Source organism: [Bacillus] enclensis (assembly GCF_001456935.1).
Classification (GTDB): Bacteria; Bacillota; Bacilli; order Bacillales; family Bacillaceae_B; genus Rossellomorea; species Rossellomorea enclensis.
This window is the reverse complement of record NZ_KQ758491.1, coordinates 36,446-58,482: the sequence shown is the minus strand read 5'-3', so window position 1 is coordinate 58,482 and position 22,037 is coordinate 36,446. Positions and strand designations below refer to the sequence as shown.

General features: G+C 45.2%; 21 protein-coding genes, 1 pseudogene and 1 other annotated feature. Of the genes and pseudogenes, 11 read left to right on the top strand and 11 right to left on the bottom strand.

All coding sequences use genetic code 11. The features are described 5' to 3' along the window. Positions 1-63: 63 nt before the first annotated feature. The 6 genes from AS034_RS20510 to AS034_RS20485 form a co-directional block, all read right to left on the bottom strand. Positions 64-1,032 carry a nuclease-related domain-containing protein gene (locus AS034_RS20510; protein ID WP_058299996.1) on the bottom strand — a complete coding sequence of 323 codons (969 nt, stop codon included), beginning with the start codon at positions 1,030-1,032 and terminating at the stop codon, positions 64-66. 152 nt (positions 1,033-1,184) lie between these two features. Beyond that, entirely contained in the window at positions 1,185-1,310 is a 126-nt protein-coding gene (locus AS034_RS23385; RefSeq protein WP_272867415.1) for a hypothetical protein, read from the bottom strand. Between the two features lie 287 nt (positions 1,311-1,597). Continuing rightward, positions 1,598-3,109, bottom strand: a complete 1,512-nt coding sequence (gene cshA / locus AS034_RS20500) for a degradosome RNA helicase CshA (RefSeq protein ID WP_058299994.1) — start codon at positions 3,107-3,109, stop codon at positions 1,598-1,600. A gap of 335 nt (positions 3,110-3,444) precedes the next feature. After that, a complete protein-coding gene (locus tag AS034_RS20495; protein WP_058299993.1) occupies positions 3,445-4,134 on the bottom strand; it encodes an alpha/beta hydrolase in 690 nt (229 codons plus the stop codon). A 96-nt stretch (positions 4,135-4,230) separates the two neighbouring features. Beyond that, positions 4,231-5,607: a UDP-N-acetylmuramoyl-tripeptide--D-alanyl-D-alanine ligase gene (locus AS034_RS20490; protein ID WP_058299992.1), complete on the bottom strand. Its 1,377-nt coding sequence runs from the start codon at positions 5,605-5,607 to the stop codon at positions 4,231-4,233. Between the two features lie 94 nt (positions 5,608-5,701). Beyond that, positions 5,702-6,781, bottom strand: coding sequence for a D-alanine--D-alanine ligase (locus AS034_RS20485; protein ID WP_058299991.1), 1,080 nt, complete (start codon positions 6,779-6,781; stop codon positions 5,702-5,704). A 301-nt stretch (positions 6,782-7,082) separates the two neighbouring features. Between AS034_RS20485 and AS034_RS20480 the strand changes: the two genes are divergently transcribed. From AS034_RS20480 to AS034_RS20475, 3 genes and pseudogenes are all read left to right on the top strand, one after another. Next, a complete protein-coding gene (locus AS034_RS20480; RefSeq protein ID WP_058299990.1) occupies positions 7,083-8,270 on the top strand; it encodes a dicarboxylate/amino acid:cation symporter in 1,188 nt (395 codons plus the stop codon). A 137-nt stretch (positions 8,271-8,407) separates the two neighbouring features. Beyond that, a pseudogene (locus tag AS034_RS23250) lies at positions 8,408-8,598 on the top strand (hypothetical protein). Between the two features lie 28 nt (positions 8,599-8,626). Continuing rightward, complete coding sequence (locus AS034_RS20475; RefSeq protein WP_058299989.1) at positions 8,627-9,178, top strand: GNAT family N-acetyltransferase; 552 nt, start codon at positions 8,627-8,629, stop codon at positions 9,176-9,178. 32 nt (positions 9,179-9,210) lie between these two features. On the opposite strand, the gene AS034_RS20470 is transcribed toward AS034_RS20475, so the two are convergent. Beyond that, on the bottom strand, positions 9,211-9,867 hold the full coding sequence (locus tag AS034_RS20470; RefSeq protein ID WP_058299988.1) for a TVP38/TMEM64 family protein: 657 nt from the start codon (positions 9,865-9,867) through the stop codon (positions 9,211-9,213). A gap of 180 nt (positions 9,868-10,047) precedes the next feature. Between AS034_RS20470 and AS034_RS20465 the strand changes: the two genes are divergently transcribed. Then, positions 10,048-10,542 carry a BsuPI-related putative proteinase inhibitor gene (locus AS034_RS20465; protein WP_058299987.1) on the top strand — a complete coding sequence of 165 codons (495 nt, stop codon included), beginning with the start codon at positions 10,048-10,050 and terminating at the stop codon, positions 10,540-10,542. A gap of 161 nt (positions 10,543-10,703) precedes the next feature. Here AS034_RS20465 and AS034_RS20460 read toward each other — a convergent pair whose 3' ends face one another. Beyond that, a complete protein-coding gene (locus AS034_RS20460; RefSeq protein ID WP_058299986.1) occupies positions 10,704-11,477 on the bottom strand; it encodes a hypothetical protein in 774 nt (257 codons plus the stop codon). 505 nt (positions 11,478-11,982) lie between these two features. On the opposite strand from AS034_RS20460, the gene AS034_RS20455 reads away from it, so the two are divergent. From AS034_RS20455 to AS034_RS20445, 3 genes are all read left to right on the top strand, one after another. Beyond that, a complete protein-coding gene (locus AS034_RS20455) occupies positions 11,983-13,158 on the top strand; it encodes an FtsW/RodA/SpoVE family cell cycle protein (RefSeq protein ID WP_058299985.1) in 1,176 nt (391 codons plus the stop codon). 55 nt (positions 13,159-13,213) lie between these two features. Continuing rightward, positions 13,214-13,421 (top strand) — a binding site (T-box leader). 218 nt (positions 13,422-13,639) lie between these two features. Beyond that, the gene (argS, locus tag AS034_RS20450) at positions 13,640-15,328 is read left to right on the top strand and encodes an arginine--tRNA ligase (protein ID WP_058300010.1); all 1,689 of its coding nucleotides are present in this window, start codon (positions 13,640-13,642) and stop codon (positions 15,326-15,328) included. Positions 15,329-16,137: 809 nt separating this feature from the next. Next, positions 16,138-16,719: a YqaA family protein gene (locus AS034_RS20445; RefSeq protein WP_058299984.1), complete on the top strand. Its 582-nt coding sequence runs from the start codon at positions 16,138-16,140 to the stop codon at positions 16,717-16,719. Between the two features lie 73 nt (positions 16,720-16,792). On the opposite strand, the gene AS034_RS20440 is transcribed toward AS034_RS20445, so the two are convergent. The 3 genes from AS034_RS20440 to AS034_RS23245 form a co-directional block, all read right to left on the bottom strand. Next, positions 16,793-17,695: a diacylglycerol/lipid kinase family protein gene (locus AS034_RS20440; protein ID WP_074440096.1), complete on the bottom strand. Its 903-nt coding sequence runs from the start codon at positions 17,693-17,695 to the stop codon at positions 16,793-16,795. A 155-nt stretch (positions 17,696-17,850) separates the two neighbouring features. Continuing rightward, entirely contained in the window at positions 17,851-18,132 is a 282-nt protein-coding gene (locus tag AS034_RS20435; RefSeq protein ID WP_231937980.1) for a hypothetical protein, read from the bottom strand. A 67-nt stretch (positions 18,133-18,199) separates the two neighbouring features. After that, positions 18,200-18,349, bottom strand: a complete 150-nt coding sequence (locus AS034_RS23245; RefSeq protein ID WP_098351100.1) for an Lmo0850 family protein — start codon at positions 18,347-18,349, stop codon at positions 18,200-18,202. A 225-nt stretch (positions 18,350-18,574) separates the two neighbouring features. Here AS034_RS23245 and safA point away from each other — a divergent pair, with 225 nt between their 5' ends. The 4 genes from safA to AS034_RS20415 all read left to right on the top strand — a co-directional run bounded on the left by safA (position 18,575) and on the right by AS034_RS20415 (position 21,935). Then, positions 18,575-19,135 (top strand): SafA/ExsA family spore coat assembly protein, encoded by a 561-nt coding sequence (gene safA, locus AS034_RS20430; RefSeq protein WP_232354006.1) that lies wholly within the window; start codon positions 18,575-18,577, stop codon positions 19,133-19,135. A 137-nt stretch (positions 19,136-19,272) separates the two neighbouring features. Next, the gene (locus tag AS034_RS20425) at positions 19,273-19,689 is read left to right on the top strand and encodes a CBS domain-containing protein (protein ID WP_032085336.1); all 417 of its coding nucleotides are present in this window, start codon (positions 19,273-19,275) and stop codon (positions 19,687-19,689) included. Between the two features lie 141 nt (positions 19,690-19,830). Next, entirely contained in the window at positions 19,831-19,995 is a 165-nt protein-coding gene (locus tag AS034_RS22845) for a hypothetical protein (RefSeq protein ID WP_156416157.1), read from the top strand. A gap of 509 nt (positions 19,996-20,504) precedes the next feature. Further along, positions 20,505-21,935, top strand: coding sequence for an alanine/glycine:cation symporter family protein (locus AS034_RS20415; RefSeq protein ID WP_058299980.1), 1,431 nt, complete (start codon positions 20,505-20,507; stop codon positions 21,933-21,935). The last annotated feature ends 102 nt before the right edge of the window (positions 21,936-22,037 follow it).

Sequence of the window (22,037 nt, the reverse complement as noted above, 5' to 3'; positions counted from 1 at the left end):
CAGAAGCTATTTTTAGGCTAGAAGCCAATTGACGAAAAGCAACAATCTTTTAATAAGCAGCCTTTATGAAAATTCTTTGTGGTAGGTTGTGCTTTTTCCTGTGCCTTGGATTTTTAGGTTGGAAGAGTTTAATAGAAGATGAGCTGTTCTTGGCGACGGAATATCTAAGAAGGTCCTTAGTTCTCTGTTTGTGATAAATGGTTTAAACAGAAGGAAATAATCTTCCATTGCCCGCTCATGAGCTGTTTTAGAGGAGAGGTTGCATTGGGGACAGTGCCAGCAGCCAAACTTCCGAGTCATGATGGAAGCACAATATTCACATTTGACTCCGTTGATAATTTCATGTTCTTCAATCCCAAATGTTTTTAGCACACTTGTCATGCTCGTATCATGTTGGGCGAGAAGCACCCTTTTTATTTTTCTAAGATCCTTTTTTGTCGCAGCCATTTCGTTATAAGAAGAATTTAATTTACTGATTTCACTGATTAAATTCTGGGCATGGATGATTTTATTATAGGGGGTATAAAGCTTTTGACCCGGGGCCATTTTTAGTATCGTAGATGGATTACTGATCACAACAAGGTATTTGATTGGCGGAAGCACCAAATTATGTTCGTAGAAAAAACGTTGAAGAAAAAGTCTTTGGCGATTGGCTTGTGTTATGGGATCGGAAAAGCCTGTTTCGATCCCATTAAAATTCCTTGTTAATTGATTAAATTCCGAGTCGATCGTCAACGTTCCGGAAATGTTTTTAATTTCTAGGATCAAAGTGTAGAAAGGGGTGAAAAGCAGCGAATCTATTTGAAAGTGGTAGGGAGTCAACGGGAGCTTTAAATCGTTGAAAATCATATACTTTTGGCTATCAAGAAAACTTAAGTGGTAGTCAATCGATTTTTCTCCGTTATAGCCGGCGTTTCTTCTCTTTAAATCCTGTTCAATGAGGGGAATCTTCGAATGGTGGCGGTTTAAATTTCTTATTAATGCTTCATTTTGTTCAATTCTTATTGGTATTTTCCTCTCTTTTGCAAACAATTGATCACTCCTTCAATATTTATCTATAATTACTTCTTTTTAAATTGCGAAATTCCTCTTTTGGATTGCTACAATAGATACCATTTTAGTTTTTCATTCCACTTTCAGAGATTACCGTGCAGGTTTTGAGATTTTCATGCAAGATTTCAGATTTACATTCCCTTTTTTAAAAATACATTCCACTTTTCAAAAATACGTGCATCTTGTCGAATTTTCTTCACCCCACGCACGCCACTACACCCATCACAAACCCCAAAACCCCAATTTGTCAAAACCATTTTCCAATCCCCCATCCCTCTACACCACTCCAATCAAAATCACCATCTCCAACCCAGCGCCAACCCAGCCAAAACAGACAATCATCGTTTTTACCCGCCAAGTGCGTGCCCCGTACATCTGGTTGAACAGAAAAACCTGGTCCAAATGCCACCCCGGGCTTCTGGTCAAAACTCGGAACCCCAGTCCTAACGCCAGTTCCCTTCGCACACCCCTTCCCCCAATCCAATCCCCCCAAACAAAAAAAACACGACAACCCAAAAGGGTCATCGTGTTCTCACCAACCATATTAGTTATTATTATAAGACTTGCGTCGGCTGCCTGATGATTGTGGTCTGCCGCCGCCGCGACGATCGCCGCCACGGGATGATCCACCGCGTGAACCACCGCCGCGTGGGCCGCCGCTGCCTCCGCGTCCGCCGCCTTTGCCGCTGCGTGATCCGCCTTTGTAGCCGCCGCGGTTACCGCCGCCGCCTCTAGATGGCAATGGACGCTCTTCTGTGATTTCTACAGGAGTTGTGTCCGGCTCTTTTGTAAGGACTTTGATCGCTGCTGCCACTGCCTGAATTGGATCTTGATCATTCAGGAATTCCTCAGCAAATTGGTAGTAATCCTTGATGTCATTTTCTTTTGCCGCTTCAATCAGCTTTTCCAAAGCAAGACGCTGCTGGCCTTCTAGTGCTTCGTTATGGCTTGGCGGCTTAAGGCCCATCATTTTCTTCTTCGTTGTTTGTTCAACTACACGAAGGTAACCCATTTCTCTTGGTGTTACGAATGTGATGGACATACCCTTCTTGCCTGCACGACCTGTACGTCCGATACGGTGAACGTAGCTTTCAGGATCTTGCGGGATATCGAAGTTGTATACGTGTGTTACGCCGGAGATATCAAGTCCGCGGGCTGCAACGTCCGTTGCGATCAGGATATCGATGCGGCCTTCTTTGAACTTCTTAAGAACCGTCATACGGCGTGCCTGTGAAAGGTCTCCGTGGATTCCTTCTGCAAGGTAGCCGCGGATGCTGAGTGCACGGGACAGTTCGTCAACACGGCGCTTTGTGCGTCCGAATACAATCGCAAGTTCTGGTGATTGCACGTCGATCAGACGGGACAATACATCGAACTTTTCTTTTTCTGTTACTTTTGTGAAGTACTGTTCAATATTTGAAACTGTCACTTCTTTTGATTTCACCTTGATCAGTTCAGGTTCTGTCATGAAGCGTTCTGCGATGCGGCGGATCGGATCCGGCATTGTTGCAGAGAACAGAAGTGTCTGTCTTGTGCTTGGTACGGTTTCAAGGATGCTCTCGATGTCTTCGATGAAGCCCATGTTCAGCATTTCATCCGCTTCGTCAAGAACAAGCGTTTCAACGTTATCAAGCTTCAGCGTGCGGCGCTTGATATGGTCGAGAAGACGTCCTGGAGTACCAACGATGATGTGCGGGTTCTTTTTCATCGCACGGATTTGGCGCTGGATATCCTGTCCGCCGTATACAGATAATACGCGCGCACGCTTATCTGCTCCAATGCGGTATAATTCTTCAGAAACCTGGATCGCAAGTTCACGTGTCGGAGCGATGACAAGAGCCTGGACGTTCGGGTTCTTCATATCGATCTTTTCGATCATCGGGATACCGAATGCAGTCGTTTTACCTGTTCCTGTCTGTGCCTGGCCGATGATATCCTTGCCTTCAAGACCTGCCGGGATTGTACTTGCCTGAATTGGGGTTGCTTCTTCAAAGCCCATACGTTTGATTGATTTCAACGTAGATGCGCTTAAGTTTAAATCTGAAAACTTTGTCAATGCTATTCATTCTCCTTTTAATTTACATCTTTTATAACTAATCAATTATGCTGATTATATTTTTAAATCGGAACGAAATCTCACACACCGAAAGACTTCGGTATCTAATCTAAAATCGTCTATTTGAGATGTTTATTTGTTTGATATTCCATTGGAATGTTTGCTGCAATGTGTGTGCCGGCCCAGATTACAGGGCGGTTGAAGGATCCTGCATGTTCAATGCAAAAAAATACACTCTTCTAAATCGAAGAGCTGCACGTCCAACAAATAGAACAATGTTGTAGTTATGTTACCACTTATAGAGATGAATTTCAATCTATTGTAAAATAGTCAATCTATTCACTCTGCAGGAAATGGTAGATCTCTCCAAATAATTCGTGCTTATCTTCACTGTGACAAATTAAGTGTTTCGCTTTCGGGGAATAAAAAAGGTTCTTTTCCTCAGACGAAATGGTCTCATAAATATATTGGGCACTTTTGGGAGGAACAATCCCGTCGATTTCCCCCTGGGCGATAAAGGTAGGGATGTTCACTTCTTTAAGGAGCGGCCGTGCAATACGGACCACCTTTTTGAACTCATAGGCAGAAAGGATCGGGGTATTGGTCATTTTAAATTTATAGCGGTTGTAAAGTTCATTTTCAAGTATTTTTCCCTGGAGCCCTTCCTTGATTAAATTACCAATATCTTTTGCCAGCTGCCTGTAATTTATATAGTAGGCAGCCGCACTCAATAAGACAAGTTTGTCTACCTCGTATTTGACGGAGAGGTAGGAAGCGATCAGTCCGCCCATCGAAAAACCGATGACATAGACTTTTTCACAAGTTGAGAGGAGCTCTTTCAATTCATCTTCTGCATGTTGAATCCACTCGGCATGCTTGATTCCCCTCAAAGCCAGCGTTTCCCCGTGTCCCGGCAAGGTCGGTACAGCGATTTCCCATTGTGTCCGTTCCTTCAGATAATCCGCGAGGGGCTCGACTTCATAAGGACCGCCGGTGAAGCCATGTATAAGTAAACATCCAATCATACTGATCCCCACTCACTTTGAGAATGGCTTATTAAGAAAAGGAAGGGGGCATCCTCCCTTTTCTTCACTTTCTCATTTTAAACACTTTCCTCGATTCTAATTCGTCAATGTTTCAATGACTTCTTCCAGTTTCATTCCCCTGGAAGCTTTGAATAAAACCAGATCTCCGCTTTGTGTCTGCTTTTCAAGCATGACGGCAAGCTCTTTTTTATCCTGAAACGCATGGACATTTTCAGCTTCGAAACGTTCGCTTGCACCTTTCGCAATGAGTTCCCCGAGTCTTCCGTAGGTATAGACCTGCTGAATACTTCCCGGATCGATCATCCTTCCGATCTCAAGATGGTACTCCTCTTCGTTGTCGCCAAGCTCCAGCATATCACCGAGTACGAGGATTTTTTTGTTGACGCCGTCAAGTTCAGAAACAAGACCGATCGCTGCCTTCATGGAAGTCGGACTGGCGTTATAGGCATCATTGATAATATTTTCGCCCTTTTTACCGAGTGACGTTTCCATCCGCATTTGCGTGAGTTTAAGCGACTTTAATCCTTCTTTCATTCCTTCAACCGTCACATCAAATTCCTTGGCGATCAGGATCGCGGCCAGAGCGTTATGGATGTTGTGCTGTCCGAGTACAGGAAGAAAGAAGGTTTGCCCTTCATACAGAGACGTTTCAAATTGACTGCCGTCGTTGTTCATTTCGATGGTCACCGGGTAAATGGTATTCGCTTCACTTCTTCCGAATGTCTCGATCCTGCCCAGTGAAAGGTCCTTTACCTGTTCTTGTAAAAGAGGCTCGTCTCCGTAGTAGGCAAACAGGCCGTCTTCCTTAAGTCCTTGAACGATTTCAAGCTTCGCTTTGGTGATGCCTTCCCGTGAGCCGAGATCCTGAAGATGCGACTCTCCGATGTTGGTGATGATTGCGGCATCCGGCTGGGAAATTTCAGACAGCAGCTCGATTTCGCCAAAACCGCTCATCCCCATCTCCAGGACCGCCACTTCAGCATCCTGCGGGAGGGCGAGGATCGTCAATGGCAGGCCTATATGATTATTGTAGTTCCCCTGCGTCTTATGGACTTTGTATTTCGTGCCCAGCAGGCTTGCGACCATATCCTTCGTCGTGGTCTTCCCGTTGCTTCCGGTGATGCCGACCACTTTCAAATCCAGTTCATGGCGGTATTGATTTGCCAGTGACTGCAGGGCAAGAAGCGGATCATCGACGACGAGGACCGGAAGATCTTCAGGAGGGTTTGTGACATTTTTATCCCATAAGGCTGCTCCTGCTCCCTTTTCGATCGCCTGCCTGACAAATTGGTGGCCGTCCACATTTTCACCTTTGAACGGGACGAACAGATTCCCCTTTTCGATTTTGCGTGTATCGATGCTAACGCCTTTTATGATGGTATCTTCGAACTTTGTGAGATCATTATGGACATGCAGCATATCACATGCTTGTTTTATCGTTTTTTCAAACATTGTCTTTCTCCTTTATGCGTTTTCGGATGACAAACAGAGGAGGGACTGCTTTTAGATGATGATCTTCCAGTCAGTCCCTTCATTCAGGTATGTGTTACATCGTATGTTTGATTGTCTGCTTTTCCTGATGGCGTTCCATGCCAAGTTCTACGAGTTTGCCGATCAGGGTCGGATAGTCGACGCCTGTGTGCTTCCACAGCAGCGGGAACATGCTGAATGGTGTGAAGCCAGGCATTGTGTTTACTTCATTCATGTAGATCTGGCCGTCTTCTGTCAGGAAGAAGTCTGCACGGACGAGGCCGGAGCAGTCGAGGGCCTTGAAGGATTGGATCGCAATCTCCTTCAATTTCCCGTATGTTTCCTGATCGATTTCCGCCGGTATGATCAGGGCAGTATCTCCGTCTTCATATTTTGCCTTGTAATCATAGAAATCTTTCTTAGGGACAATCTCACCCGCAACCGAACATTCAGGCTGGTCGTTTCCAAGGACGCCAAGTTCGATTTCACGTGCTTTCACGCCTTCTTCGATGATGATCTTGCGGTCGAATTGGAACGCTTCCTCGAAAGCAGCCTCGAGTTCTTCTTTGGATGTACATTTGCTGATGCCGACGGATGAACCGAGGTTTGCCGGTTTGACGAAGCACGGATAACCGATTTGCTCTTCCACCTGCTTATAAGCATTCTCAGGATTCGCCTTCCACGTACTGCGGATAAACCAGGTATAGTCCACCTGCGGAATACCTGCCTGTGCGAAAAGATTCTTCATGATGACTTTGTCCATGCCTGCAGATGAAGCAAGGACACCGTTCCCCACATAAGGGAGATTCAGTAATTCAAGCATCCCCTGAACCGTTCCGTCTTCCCCGTTCGGTCCGTGCAGCAGCGGGAAGATCATATCGTATCCTTCACTTTCCCTGGAATCTGCAGGGACCATCGCCGTACCCAGTGCATTCGGGGAGATTTCCTCACCGTCATTGAATTGAAGTGCTTTTACATCTTCAACGGGCGCATTCAGCTGCGGTCCTTTGATCCACTGTCCTTCTGTTGAAATAAAGACAGGATGGATTTCATATTTATTTAAGTCCAGGGCACCGATGACTGCCTTGGCTGTTTGCAGAGATACATTATGTTCGGCTGATTTGCCTCCATATAATAAACAAAGCTTGGTTTTCATGAGCTACCTCCAATATTAACAATAGATGTTTCTATTTTATCACTTTCAACTCAAAGGAAAAGAATGATGTGATGGAAATTAAAAATTACCACCATGGTCCTTGAAAAGAAGGCAACCTCCCTCAGTATTCCGTCCTTATATATGTATGTTGACCCAGCCTAGTCCCGCAACAGGGGGATGGGCTTTATTTTATCAGAATACATTTAAGATTCCGCCTATTCGTTTCCCTCTTAAAATATCAGTCTCACGGGTGTATAATCCTTCTAACGAAAACATTTGTACATTTAAGGAGGACACCCAGATGAGAAAGCTTGGTTTACTGCCTAAGATCCTGTTGGGGATTGCCTTAGGTATTGTCATTGGTGCATATGCGCCGGAATGGATCGTGAAATTATTTGCTACGTTTAATGGACTTTTCGGTAATTTCCTCGGTTTCGCGATTCCATTGATCATCATCGGTTTCATTGCACCGGGTATCGGTTCAATGGGTAAAGGAGCAGGGAAGCTGCTCGGACTGACTACCGCACTTGCTTACGGATCCACAGTGATTGCGGGGTTACTCGCATATTCAGTCGCTAAGAGTATTTACCCATCTCTCTTGGCCAATCAAACTTCTCAATCATTCGAAAATCCGGAAGAGGCTCTCTTAAAAGGATTCTTCTCAGTGGACATGCCTCCGATAATGGGTGTCATGACGGCCCTCCTGATCGCTTTCACTCTTGGTCTGGGGATGGCCGCCATAAAAGGGGACGCCCTTCAAAAAGGAATGAATGAGTTTAGAAGCATTATAGAATTGGTGATTGAAAAAATCATCATCCCGCTGCTTCCGATCCATATCCTGGGTATTTTCGCCAATATGACTCAGGGCGGTCAAGTCAGTGCCATCATGTCGGTATTCGCCAAAGTCTTTGTGATGATCATCTTATTGCATCTGTTCTTTTTGGCAGTACAGTATACAGCTGCCGGCACACTGCGCAAGCAAAATCCGTTCCTGATGATGAAGTCAATGCTTCCCGCCTATTTTACGGCGCTCGGAACGCAGTCATCCGCTTCAACAATCCCGGTGACTCTTGAACGGACGAAAAAACTCGGGGTCAAAGATCGTATCTCTGATTTCTCAGTGCCGCTGCTTGCTACAATTCACTTGTCAGGCAGTACGATCACACTTGTCAGCTGTGCGATGGCCGTCATGTTCATCCAGGGTGAAGCCCTGCAATTCTCGCAGCTGTTCCCGTTCATCCTCATGCTCGGCGTGACGATGATTGCTGCACCGGGTGTCCCGGGCGGCGCCGTGATGGCCGCTCTCGGTCTGCTTGAATCCATGCTCGGATTCGGCCCGACCATGACATCTCTCATGATCGCCCTTTACCTTGCACAAGACAGTTTCGGAACAGCGTGCAACGTAACAGGCGACGGAGCCATCACATCCATCGTGGACAAACTGACCAACAAGAAAAAACCAGCAATCTCTAATGTAAAAGCAAGCTGATTTTTTGAAGGTGCTATATCAGTAAGTTTTTGGTCTATTTTAAACCCGCCCTAATTTGGAATTCAGCGATTCTAATTAGGGCGGGTTTTTTTATTATGAGGTGAAAGTGTTCGTTTAATTTTCGCTACTTACAGCGGTTGATTGGAGTGAAAGACGAAGACTCCTGCGGGAAAAGCGCGTTAGGTGAGACCCCGCAGGAGTAAAGCGACGAGGAGGCTCACCAACCGCCCGCGGAAAGCGTAGTCTTTCACGGAAATCAATAGCGTTGTTTAGAGCTTGTATTAGATTTCTTAACAGGAAAAACCATGCCTCCTGGAGAATTAAGTAGATAGACCTAAACAAAGGAGTGCGGATTTTTGAACTCAACCAGCAGCCGTGTAACACTCAGGAAAATAGAAGAAAAGGATCTTGAAACACTTTGGAACTACATATACAAAGAAGAATCACCTCAATGGAAACAATGGGACGCTCCCTATTTTGAACACAAACCGGTGCCATTCGAAGACTATAAAAGTAAATTTCTCAAAAATACAGATCAGTACAATGACCGTCAGCGGATCATCGAAGTCGAAGGGAACATCATCGGGACAGTCAGCTTTTACTGGGAGTACGAGCCCACAAGGTGGCTGGAAGCGGGAATTGTCATTTATGACCCTGCCTACTGGAACGGGGGCTACGGCACAGAGGCGCTGTCACAATGGGTCGATCATCTTTTTGAGACGAAGGAAATCGGCCGGGTCGGCATCACCACCTGGTCCGGGAACGAACGGATGATGAAGGCCGCTGAGAAAGTGGGCATGAAGCTTGAAGGCAGGATGAGGAAATGCCGGTATTATAACGGCGTTTATTACGATTCCATCAGGATGGGGATCATCCGTGAAGAATGGGATCAATTGCACACCCGTTAAAAAGAGGGGGACGGCGTTTTGCTGTCCTCCTTCTATTTTTCATCCTTCGAGTCGCCAAACCAGCTCTTCAGCTTCTTTCTCGTGAAAAAAAGAAGCAGTGAAAATAGGATGAACATGGCCACAGCCACATACAGATGCACCCTGTCCTCCCCGCTCAGTCCGGAACCAAAGAAGACAAATCCGATCGTCCCCGGGATGATCCCGACAGCGGTAGCTGCAATATAAGGCAAGTAGCGCACTTTCCCTGCCCCGGCTAAATAACTGACCAAATCAAAGTTCAAAAATGGAAGCAAGCGGAGAATCAATATATAAAAGAAACTGTTTTCAGCCATTTTTTCGCGGACGCTGCTCATTTTAGGAGACGGTTTCCTCCAAAACTTCATCCCCAGAAAGCTGGATATGACATATGCCAGAGACGCCCCTCCGATGGCACCAATGAAAATATAGATAAACCCGTTGTACGGGCCGAACGCCAGGCCGGCTGCAATTGAAAAGATGGATGTTGGAAATAATACAAGGGGACGGAATGTCAGCAGCGCAATGAATACAACCGGTGCCCACCAGCCGAACGAGATGACGAGATCTCTGATATCGGACGGCCTCACTTCCCAAAAGCTGCGGCTTCCCCACACGATTAGAAGGAGGACGGCAACGAAACCGAATACCTTTAAGACATCATTTATCTTCATTGCCTTCCCTCCCGTTCATTCCAGTGATGGTGTAATCTTTCTTCCATTGTACTGTTCTCATTAAATAAAACCAACTTTGCCGGTTATCCTATGGGTGATTGGTCTTACTTTTATAATAAGGAACAAAGTAGTGAAACTTTTCTGACCCGGACAAGTCTAATAGTATAGAGGTGATAGCAAATGAAAAAGCTGATCATGGCATTTACAGGGTTATTTCTCCTTGCAGGTCTCACAGGATGCGGGACAGACAGCAGCCCGGAAACTGAGACGGATTCCCAGGAGACAAACGCGGCTCCTGATTCAAACCAAACAGAGAAAGGGATTGTGGCAGGCAGTATGGAACCTTCATTAATTGAGCAGGAAGCAAAGAACGGAAAGCTGGTCTACGAATATAAAATTAAAAATCAAACCGAGAAAGAAAAAACCTTTGTGTTTTCTACCGGACAGACAATCGACTTTGAAATAAAAGATAAGAACGGTGAAGTCGTCTACCGGGATTCTGAAGGCAAGATGTATACACAGGCCATCCAGGAAATCACGGTCAAACAGGGCGAAGAGTTCTCCAGGAGCCTGACCCTTCCAAACCTTGAGAGCGGCACTTACACACTGACAGTATGGCTGACAGCAAAAGGCGAAGATCAATATAAAGTAAAGCAGGAAATAAACGTGCCGTAAGAAAAAAGGATTAATCCACATAAAGAGGTTCAATCAACTCAGGCGGTCGATGAAGCCCTTTATGCAGATTAATCCTTCCCTTTTGCAGGCATATAAAGGTGGTTCCGGGTACCGGCCCTCATCCCTATACCCTATTCCCCGAAAATTAAGGGTGTGCCTGCCTAACGTATGGAGGAACTCCAGCTTTTTGTTTTACGGTCAAATACAAGCAAACCATTTGCCGGTGATTTACTGAACTGCTGATAATCCTCGATCATTTCATCCATATTGAAATAGTCTCCGATGACCCAGATCGGGATTTCGATTTTCCCCCTGCTGACAATGGCCTTCTCCAGGGAAATGATCATTCCTTCTTTTATTTTTTCTTTAAAAGAGGTGATGATCTGAGATCCGATATCAGGGTACCGTTTTTCCTTTTTCATGCCGAACAAGCCTTTACCGCCTTTCATGCTTCCCAGTTTCGACGCTACCGTCGACCCCAGCATGTGATAGAAATCAGCGAAGTCACGGTAATAGACTTTGTTGAACCACCCATCATCATGTGAAAGATAAGCATACCGGTTATTCAATTTCGAATAAAAAGGAGCATGGAGGGGCTGTTTCAGATGGCCCATATAGAGAAGCTCCGCAATCTCCTGGCCATTTAATTCATTGACGCCTGCTTCCTCGTCGAAGTCGATCCAGCAAAAGTCACCATAGTTATCTACATGATCATGGGTGATCTTGTTCATTTCTTCCTGTTCTACATATTCAAGATGAGTGTGAATGTTGAACGCTCCATGCTCATACTGATGTTTGATCAACAATAGATTCTTCAGGGGCTTCGGAAGATTAGAAGCAAAATCCTGAAAGTTGATGCCGTATGAAACGACAAATTGCCGATCGGTATTCTTATGTACATAGATGATATCTTTTGTTTGCTTGTATGTCTTCAAAACATTCCCTCCATCTGATTTACACGATGCGTATCTAATAGTATCTATTTTATCAAAGATATGAGGGTACCGTTCTTTTCTATTTCATTTCAAAATGATGACAAAAGTCGCAGGGAATTGTCGAAAAAAGTCATTGTTCGGTAAAAGGAGCTTATGAAGCCGGTTAAAACGGTATAGGACTTGGGGAGGCAGGGCCAGGGGAGCGGCTGTTAAAGTGTAGAAATACTTGTTTTTTACAATTATGACTGTTCTGGCTATATATCTCAGGAAATGTTACATTTGAAATTGGACCTTTATGGACTTCCTGAACAGGAAGATTGATGTAATATATGGAAAATGAATGGCGGCTGCCGGCTTATTTCCTCTTTATTATCTTGTTTGATTGATTCAGTTCGTAAACGGGTTGAAAAAAGAAGGGAATTTCAGGATGGCATGCAGTAGAAATTTTCCTTCGTATCTATTAGACTAGGAATGTGAAATCTTACGAAATTCAGGTGAATTGATTATGGAAACTCGCCAGCGTTTTGCTGATAAATTTGACTGGGGTCTCCTCTTTTTATTGATGATGTTTTTTATCGTCAGCGCCCTTGGGATAAGCAGTGCCCAAACCTCAGGTCAATATGAAACAAACTTTGTCATCCGGCAGGCCTTTTGGTATGTTGTCGGAGGAATCATCATTGGTGGTGCACTGTTCTTTGATTCAGATCAGTATAAACGCCTCGCATGGTATATGTACGGATTTGGCATATTCCTGCTTCTTGTGCTCCTTATTTCTCCCGAGAGCATTGCACCTTACCGGAATGGAGCAAAAAGCTGGTTCATGCTCGGACCGCTCGGTTCCATCCAGCCTTCAGAATTCATGAAGACGTTTCTGATTATTGCCCTTGCCCGAGTGATCACGAACCACAATGAAGTCACTGTCAGGAAGACATTGAAGTCGGACTTTCAATTATTATTGAAAATCGGATTCACCACCCTCCTCCCGCTTGCTTTCATCATGCAGCAGCCGGACCTTGGGACCTCCCTTGTCATCCTGGCCATCATGACAGGTATCATCCTGGTATCGGGGATCACGTGGAAACTGATCGTCCCGATTTATGCTTTTCTCGGAGTGGTCGGCGGCATCCTGCTCTCACTCGTCATCTGGGCACCGGAATTCCTGGAAAAATATACAGGCTTTGAACCTTATCAATTCGGACGGATCTACGCTTGGCTCGATCCTTATAACTATTCCAAATTGGAAGGATTCCACTTGATAAATTCATTGAATGCGATCGGCTCCGGCCAGATTTTTGGAAAAGGCTACGGCGACGGGGAAGTGTATATCCCGGAAAATCATACGGACTTCATCTTCAGTGTCATCGGTGAGGAATACGGATTTATCGGTGCAAGTGTGGTCATCAGTTTATTCTTCCTGCTGATCTACCACTTGACCAAGACGGCCCTTGATACAAAGGAACCATTCAATGCCTATGTATGTGCAGGGATCATCTCAATGATCACTTTCCACGTGTTCCAAAACATCGGCATGACGATCCAGCTATTGCCGATCACGGGAATCCCGCTTCCTTTCATCAGCTACGGGGGTAGTTCCCTGATGGGGAATATGCTCGCTCTAGGCCTCGTATTCAGTATGAGATACCATCATAAAACGTATATGTTCTCTTCTGAAGAATCTTAAAAATGGTTGTTGTAATTATCTCCAGAATGTGTAAAATAATATCTAACCATATACAGGATATTCAATGATGAAGAGAGTAATTCCCGCGTGGATCTAAAAGCGAACCAGGGACGGTGCAAGCCTGGTGTGAAACCCGGAATGAAGCGCACTTCTGAGAAGTCTTTCCCCAAATTTCAGTAGGGAAAGACCGGGTAAAACCGTTAATTTATGAGCGCCCTTTCTGGGAATAAGAGTGGTACCGCGAGTCAAAACTCGTCTCTACATAGTGTAGAGGCGGGTTTTTTTATTTGGCTCTTTTCGCATCCTTTGTTGCTTTGCACACAAGAAAAACCGGAACTTTGGGATTTACGCTTGTTGTCCGTTGTTTAAGCTTGAGTTCGAAAAGAGCACGTTCACAAGCTATATACAGGCTGCAAGCCTATTCACGAAAGGCAGCAATCTTTTAGAAAGCAGTCTTTTATTTTATCTGGAGGTGGAGAAATTGGATTTGAAATCAGCATTCGCAAACGTATTGAAATCCCAGGTCCTTTCATCATGGACCGAGGAAGATCTTCTTTCCTTAATTGAAACACCTAAGCATGTTCATTTAGGCGACCTTGCATTTCCTTGTTTTAAGCTCGCGAAGGAATATCGGAAAGCACCTGGCGCAATAGCCGAAGAACTGGCTGGAAAACTGGCTTCCCCCCTTTTTTCAAAAGTGGAAGCAGCCGGTCCGTATGTAAATGTGCACTTTGATTCCGCAGCTGCCGGTAAAGAAATTGTGGACTCGATCTTGCAGCATGACGAACAGTATGGAAAGCATTCCTTTGGCAGCGGCAAAACCGTTGTTCTAGATATGTCCTCACCGAATATCGCCAAACCCTTTTCAATGGGGCACCTACGTTCCACCGTTATTGGAAACGGAATTGCCAACCTGGCGGAAGCCTGCGGGTACGAAACCGTAAAGATCAACTATATCGGTGATTGGGGCACCCAATTCGGAAAGCTGATCGTCGCATTCAAAAAATGGGGCGATGAAGAAAAAGTGAAAGAGAACCCAATCGCCGAACTGTTTACCCTTTATAAGAAATTTCACGAAGAGGCAGCACTCCACCCCTCTCTCGAAGAGGAAGGCCGGAAAGCATTCAAGCTCCTGGAAGATGGAGACGAGGAAATCACAAGGCTATGGAAATGGTTCAAAACGGAATCCCTAGAGGCATTCAAAACGATTTACTCCCTGCTTGGCGTTGAATTCGATTCCTATAACGGCGAGGCATTCTTCAATGACAAAATGGATGAAGTGGTGGAACTTCTCGAAGAAAAGCAGCTGCTCGAGACCTCTCAAGGGGCAAAGGTTGTCCGGATGGAAGATGAATCCCTCCCTCCATGCCTGATCAAAAAAACAGACGGCGCCACTTTGTACGCTACAAGGGATCTTGCTGCCTCCCTTTACCGCCACCGTGAATATTCGTTCGACGAGGCACTGTATGTAGTCGGCCAGGAGCAGACTGTCCACTTCAAGCAAGTAAAAGAAGTGCTCCAAAAGCTTGGATATGAGTGGGCCCGTAATATGAAGCACATCCCATTCGGCCTCTATCTGAAGGATGGAAAGAAAATGTCGACTCGGAAAGGCCGGGTCATCCTCCTGGAAGAAGTACTGCAGGAAGCAATTTCGATGGCGCACGATAATATCAAGAAGAAGAACCCCGATCTTAAAGATGCGGACCAAGTGGCACGGGACGTTGGAGTCGGCGCGGTACTCTTTCATGATCTGAAAAATGACCGATTGAACGACATCGAGTTTTCCCTAGAACATATGCTTACGTTCGAGGGAGAAACCGGACCTTATCTGCAATACACTCATGCAAGGGCCCAGTCGATATTAAGAAAGGCCGGTGTCTCACACCACTCCACTTTTGTAGGGCTCGAAGACAAGGCAAGCTGGGAAGTCATCAAGCAGCTGAGACTATTTCCGGAAACGGTGGAACGGGCTTGGAAAAACTATGCTCCTTCCATCCTTGCCAAGTATTTATTGGAGCTCGCGAAGTCGTTTAACAGCTATTACGGGAATACCAAGATCCTCAACGATGACAGCAAGCAGGCGTCACGTCTGACGCTAGTTTACTCTGTTGCGTCCGTGCTGTCAAAAGGGTTGGGCATGTTAGGGATCGGTGCGCCGAAGGAAATGTAGAAACCCGCTGGTTCTTGTCGTTATTTCCCGAGAAATGATTGATTTTGGTTGGGTGGTAAGTTGGGAGTGTTGATGTTTTGGGGTGAAGTGGTGCTCGTTGGGGTTGGGTGGTATTTTGCAGCGGTGAAGGCTTGATCATTTTAATAAAGGCAGGAATGGTGTTATTGATTTGTGGAGGTATTTTCGAAAAGACACGGCTTGAAGGGAACAGGCTTATGGCTGTGGGTTGGAAGGTGTTGTGTTGAATTAGATGCAGTATTTAGGGTATTTAGAAGTGATTTAACCTGAAATCTATTGTGAATCCGGGGGTTATGGATCCATTTTTGAGGGGGTTAGGGGCTTATCGGAGTTTTTTTCTTCTTTTTCTGTGGATCTAAGCGGCAGGTTTAGGATTTGCGTTCCTGATTGGGGATTTACGTTCCTGTTTCAGAAAATACGTTCCTAATTCAGGATTTACGTTCCTGATTTCTGATTTACGATCCTAAAACAGAAAATACGTTCCTGATTCAGAATTTATGATCTAATAAGAATCATTCTAATCAGCACAGCATACCAAAACCCCGCTCCACGGATTCAAAACAGCCTGCCCGATTGCACCAGTCCAACAACCGAACGCAACCAGCCGATACACCAAGACCAAGACGAACTAGTGCCAATACTAGCCGCTTCCCCCAACACCAGCCCCAGTCCCCTCCCCGCCCACAAACAGATAATTCATGACGCTCTCCTCGAAAGATGATATACTTTTTTAGTATTGACGAAACAAAATGAAGATTGACTATAATTGCTTATCATAAAGGAGATATCTCATGTCTGAATTACTTCACACGTTTGAAGCCTGGCTGATGGATTACGGGGTTTGGGGGCTTATTGTTGTATCGTTTGCCGATTCATCTTTCTTCCCGATTCCGCCGGATGTCCTGTTGATCCCGCTTGCCATCGCCAATCCTGAAAATGCCCTGCTTTATGCGTTATATACCACCGCTGCTTCAGTAGTCGGCGCCTTATTCGGATGGTGGATCGGAAAGAAGCTGGGACGCCCAATCCTGGTCTATCTGTTTTCTGAACAAAGGATCCAGAAGGTAGAGGAATACTTTAAAAAATACGGCCCGATGGCACTTCTCATAGCAGGCCTTACACCCGTTCCTTATAAAATTTTCACGATTTTCGCCGGTGTTTCAGGCGTGAGGATACGAACTCTTGTCATCTGGTCAATTATCGGACGAGGCATCCGTTTCTTCCTTGAAGGTGCCATCATCTTGACACTTGGCGCCAAAGCGAAGCCGTTCATCGAGGAAAACTTCACCATGCTCACTCTTGCAGCCGGTGGAGTCTTAATCCTTGCTTACATTGTGTATCTTGTCATCAGAAAGAAGAAGCATACGGTATAATCCGAATGCCTCATTAGCTGATTCATCACCAACCACCCAAAAAGAGAGTATCGGGCTGCTACCCGATACTCTCTTATTTTTCTTCACCTGTGATGAACCGCATATGGTGTTTCAAAACTTTCAAAGTCTGTTTCTGTTCCTCATAGAGTTCTCCGTCCATATCGACCTTTTTCATGTCATCCAGGTGAATCGTGACTTCAGATGCCTGGATGTGGATGATGTCATCGGAAGGGGAACTGATATCCCCGGTGCTTCTTATCTTGAAAGATTCCATCATAAGAGGAAAACCCGTTTTCTTGACCATATAAAGATCGATCAATCCATCCTGAAGCGAGATCGACGCAGGCAGCGGGTGCGTGCCGATTGAACGTCCATTAGCCGCGAGCAGCATGACTACTTCTTCGTTATATTCCCGTCCATCGGCAGTGACCGCTGCATTCAACAATACAGGATCCTGGATGGACTGAAAGGCACTTATATAGTAGCTGAGCTTGCCGAGTACGCTTTTGGATCCCGTATCGATATTGTCACTTGTCTGGGAAATGAGGCCCGTCCCCCAGAAATTGCTGAAGTAGCGGTCATCCGATTTGACGATGTCGATATCTTTTTCGTGAAGATCATTCGCAATCGTCTCGGCGGCAAGCCTTAAGTTCATCGGGATATCCAAGGAGCGGGCGAAATCATTGCATGTCCCTCCCGGCAGGATGGCTGTCTTTGGCCTTGAGGAGAGCCGCGCCAGACCGTTGACGGCTTCATGGACCGTTCCGTCTCCCCCGAGGATGACGACAAGATCATATTCATTTCCTGTTTCATGGCAGATCTTCTCTGCGCCGCCTTTATCTTTGGTTTTATGAATTGTCAGCGTATCACAAATTTCCAAAAGGGGCGGGGTGACTTCCATCAATTGAGTCTCCAATTCCCCACGCCCTGCTTTTCCATTGCAGACCAATAAAATCTTCGAGTAAAGAATTGTCATTATCTCACCACGCTTTATTAAAGTTTTTAAGAATAAAAAAAGAGGCTGACCCAAAAAGATGAAATGCTCATCCTTAAAGGATCAGTCCTTTATGAGCCAATGCGTCTGGTGGATGGAGCATCTTAGACTTTCGTATTCTTGGGTCAACCTCTTTATTATGCTGTGTTCGACTCTTCTTCCTGAGGAAGGATCGATCGATATGCTATCCGCAGACGGCCCTTGATATAGCTTTGTCCGTCACATGCAATATGGGTGTTCTGCATCCGATGGATTTCCATCTCTGCGAACATGGCCAGTGCACGGGATACCTGATCCAGCGCCAAGTTGATGTTATAGAGGTCAGAAGGGCGGTCCCCGCTCATACACCGGTATGAAATCTCATCTGCCTTCTTTCTGATTTCCATTAATGTCTGTACATCAAACATCACTCTCTCCATATCTTCCCCTCCTTTTCACTACTATGTAGTATATCGTGAAAAAAAGAGAAATATGCCTGGCAGCCTGTTATGAATCCTGTGTTAACGTCTTGGGTAATGGCTGATATTGCTTTAGTGAATGGAGAATCTCACGTCTGGACTTCGTCTTGGAGATGTTGACACCGACATTCGACAATTTGGTTATCACCTTTTTAAAGCGATCGTTCTCCTTTACCACGTTATTCACCTCTTTGTTTGTATTCGTTATCTATTTGTACGTATGAAAATAAAAAAGGTTTCACTTTATTCTAGATGGTTTACCTATTCCCTTTAAATGAAACAATAATCCTATTTTTTAATTTTTCCTAAGAATATTTCATCTGTAAATACACAATTTATACCTATGAAAACAAAATTCGTTTGTCTGATGGTCGTCCTGTCCCTTGTCTTTGGTATTTGTGGAATGCAAAGCGCTCAAGCAGCGCAGTCTTATCAAGTAAAGAAAGGAGACACTCTCTGGAAAATATCCAAGAAGTTCCGGGTCGGGCTATCTGAAATCATTGATGCCAACCCTCAACTGTCAAACCCGGACTTGATCTATCCAGGTCAGGAGATTCACATCCCCCGCCTGAAATCAGTAAAATCGGTCGAAAGACAAGTAATAGACCTTACGAATCAGGAGCGGCAGAAAGCGGGACTCGCTCCTCTTCAATTGGACTGGCAGCTGTCCAGGGTGGCACGGTATAAATCACGTGATATGAGGGATACAGGGTATTTCGCACATAGGAGCCCTCAGTATGGATCACCTTTTGAGATGATGAAGAGCTTCGATGTCCAATACAGCTCTGCGGGCGAAAACATCGCTGTCGGTCAAACCAGCCCGGAACAGGTAGTAAGAGAATGGATGAACAGCCCCGGTCATCGCAAAAATATCTTGAATGGCACCTACACCTATATCGGGGTCGGTTATGCCAAAGGCGGTTCTTACGGAACATACTGGACGCAGATGTTCATTTCGAAATAGCCGGGTACCCCCGGATCATCCAGGGGTATTTACATTGGTGCATCTTGACATCGCTTCCTGTAATGAAAAGGGATATGGACCGCAAAATTTCAAATAATAATGGTTGTACTGCCACAACAACTTTAGGGGGAATCAGAATGATGAAAGTACGCGATCTTATGTCGACAAATGTTGAAGCTGCAACCAACCAGGATTCTTTATCGAATGTTGCATCAAAAATGCAATCCAAGAATGTTGGTTCGGTGCCTGTAGTTGAAAACGGACAGGTTGTCGGTATGATAACGGACAGGGATATCGCCACCCGCGGATTGACAAACGGTACGCAGGACAACGTATCCAATGTCATGTCCCAGAATGTTGTAACCATTTCTCCTGATGCTTCAGCAGAAGAAGCTGCGGCTTTAATGTCCCAGAATCAGATCCGCCGTCTTCCAGTTGTTGAAAACGGAAATCTTGTCGGAATGTTGGCACTCGGAGACTTGGCAGTACAGCAGAAATCCGATCAAAGTGCAGGAGGCGCACTCAGTCAGATTTCTGAAAACCATACACGATAGTGAGATAAGAGAGGCTGGTTTCTTTCAGCCTCTCTTTTCATATCCTCGATTACGACAATTTTTTCACATCCAGGAAGGATTTTCTTGATTTTTTCGAGAATATGTATATATCGCTCGAAAATGGTTCAAGGAGGTTTAGGGATGAGTCGTTCAGCTTATTATCGTAAAGAAGTACGGAATTTCAGACGCGAGAGCCGCAAGAAATTATTTGTAGACAGCATTCTTGATTTCTTATTCATGTTGTTTGGCATTTCCATGATCACTGGAGTATTACTCTTTGTTTTAAGCTATTGGAACTACTTCTGATCCCGCACTTATTCTTACATACATCTTCTTGAAAGGCTCTTTTCGCATACTTTGTTGCTTTGCACATCAGAAAATACCGGAACTTGGGTATTTTCGGCTTGTTAGTCCGTCTGTTGTTTAAACTTGAGTTCGAAAAGAGCACGTCCACAAGCACTGTTCAGGGTGCAAACCTATTTACGCAAAGCCACAATCTTTTAGAGAACAGCCTCTTGAAAAGAATAGCAGCACCTGAATCAGCCGCGGATGAGGACGTGGCTTTTTCTTTTGAAGTCAAAAAAATATTATTCTCCACTTCGCTTTTAATTATTTCAGAATAATTTTTAGCCGAAACCTCTTACTATTCTTCTATTCCTTAATTCCATATATATCAACAATTTACTATGACAGTATACTTCGAACCCCTAAATAGTTTTTGGTAATATTTAAATATTCAGATAACAACTTGACAAGCGGTTTCAATTTTCAGATAATAATAAACGTAACCGATTCAAATTTTCGAGGGGGTTATCATGGAGATTCTAAACAACTTAGTCAACGAAGCGAATTCATATTTATGGGGTTATATCTTAATCGGTTTATTGATCATCTTAGGGATTTATTTTACTGTTGGATCGAAATTCGTCCAGATCCGTCATCTGGGTGAAATGATCCGGCTATTAGGGGACAAGGATGTCCAGCAGGCAGACGGAGAGAAACAAATTTCTTCCCTGCAGGCATTCTTTATCGGAGCAGGTACTCGAATTGGTACAGGTAATTTAGCGGGAGTAGCCATTGCCTTAGCACTTGGAGGCCCTGGAGCGGTCTTCTGGATGTGGCTTGTAGCCATTCTGGGAGGCGCCAGTGCATTTGTTGAAAGTACCCTGGCACAGATTTATAAAGTGAAAGATAAAGTAGGATTCAAGGGCGGTCCCGGCTACTACATGGAGAAACAATTAGGGAAACGCTGGATGAGTTCAATTTTTGCGGTAACGATCCTTCTTTCCTTCGGGACAACATTCAATGCTGTGCAGAGTAATACAATTTCAACAGCGTTCAATAATTCATTTGGAATCAGCCCGCTTGCAATCGGACTGATCCTCGCCGGGTTGACGGCACTGATCATTTTTGGCGGAGTCAAGCGCATTGCCAACTTCTCTTCTGCCATCGTTCCACTGATGGCCGGATTTTATATTATACTTGCGCTATTTGTCGTCATCACGAATATCACGGAGATGCCAAGCGTAATCGCTCTTATTTTTAAAAGCGCATTTGGATTTGAACAGGTAGTCGGCGGCGGAATCGGTGCTGCCATCATGAACGGAGTAAAACGCGGACTGTTCTCAAATGAAGCCGGTATGGGTAGTGCGCCGAACGCGGCTGCGACAGCATCCGTATCCCACCCTGTAAAGCAAGGGTTCATCCAGGCACTCGGCGTGTTCTTCGATACGCTGCTTGTATGTTCTGCCACGGCGTTCATCATCCTTACTTCAGATGCGTATGGGTCAGGTCTGACGGGAATCGAGCTTTCACAGGCTGCTATGTCCGAGCATTTCCATTCATGGGCAGGTATCTTCCTGGCAATTGCGATCTTTACATTTGCCTTCAGCTCGATCATCGGAAGCTATTATTACGGTGAAGCAAATCTTCCATTCATCAATAAGAGTAAAACCGGACTCCTCATCTATCGCATCATCGCCCTTGGCATGGTCGTATTCGGATCTATGGCCAGCCTCGATATTGTCTGGGCACTTGCAGACTTCTCGATGGCCCTGATGGCGATCACCAACCTGATTGCGATCGGAATATTGGCACCTATCGCCTTTAAAGCGTTGAACAATTATATCGATCAGCGCAGACAGGGATTGGATCCAGTATTCTATGCGGATGACATCCCAGGCTTGAAGGGAGTCGAAAGCTGGCCGAAGCGGGAAGAACTGCGCAAGAAAGCCGCAAATGAATAAACTCTAAACAGAAGAACAGGCCCCTCGGGGGCCTGTTCTTTTTATATATGCCTCTTCTCCATCAGATTGATCCCAACGCCGATCATCAGCACACCCATCAAT